The 733-nt window shown below is 67.4% G+C and carries 1 pseudogene; it reads left to right on the top strand.

The window, feature by feature from the left end:
• A pseudogene (locus tag NPS56_RS30940) lies at window positions 1–733 on the top strand (glycine dehydrogenase (aminomethyl-transferring)); the annotation flags it as partial.

Raw genomic sequence — 733 nt, 5'->3', positions numbered from 1 at the left:
CCTGCTGAACTTCCAGACCCTGATCAGCGACCTCACCGGCCTGCCGATCGCCAACGCCTCCCTGCTCGACGAAGCCACCGCCGCCGCCGAAGCCATGACCTTCTGCAAGCGCCTGAGCAAAAACAAGGGCAGCCACCAGTTCTTCGCCTCCGTGCATTGCCACCCGCAGACCCTCGACGTGCTGCGCACCCGTGCCGAGCCGCTGGGCATCGACGTGGTGGTCGGCGACGAGCGCGAACTGACGGACGTGACGCCGTTCTTCGGCGCCCTGCTGCAGTACCCGGCGAGCAACGGTGACGTGTTCGACTACCGCGAACTGACCGAACGCCTGCACGCCGCCAACGCCCTGGTGGCCGTGGCCGCCGACCTGCTGGCCCTGACCCTGCTGACCCCGCCGGGCGAATTCGGCGCCGACGTGGCCATCGGCAGCGCGCAACGCTTCGGCGTGCCGCTGGGCTTCGGTGGCCCGCACGCGGCCTACTTCTCCACCAAGGACGCGTTCAAGCGCGACATGCCGGGCCGTCTGGTCGGCGTGTCAGTCGACCGTTTCGGCAAGCCGGCCCTGCGCCTGGCCATGCAGACCCGCGAGCAGCACATCCGCCGCGAGAAAGCCACGTCGAACATCTGCACCGCGCAAGTACTGTTGGCCAACATCGCCAGCATGTACGCCGTGTATCACGGTCCGAAAGGCCTGACGCAGATTGCCCAGCGTGTGCATCACCTGACTGCGATT

The sequence above is a fragment of the Pseudomonas putida genome (assembly GCF_028682635.1).
In the GTDB taxonomy this organism is placed as follows: domain Bacteria; phylum Pseudomonadota; class Gammaproteobacteria; order Pseudomonadales; family Pseudomonadaceae; genus Aquipseudomonas; species Aquipseudomonas putida_AE.
This window is presented reverse-complemented; position numbering and strand designations above follow the sequence as displayed.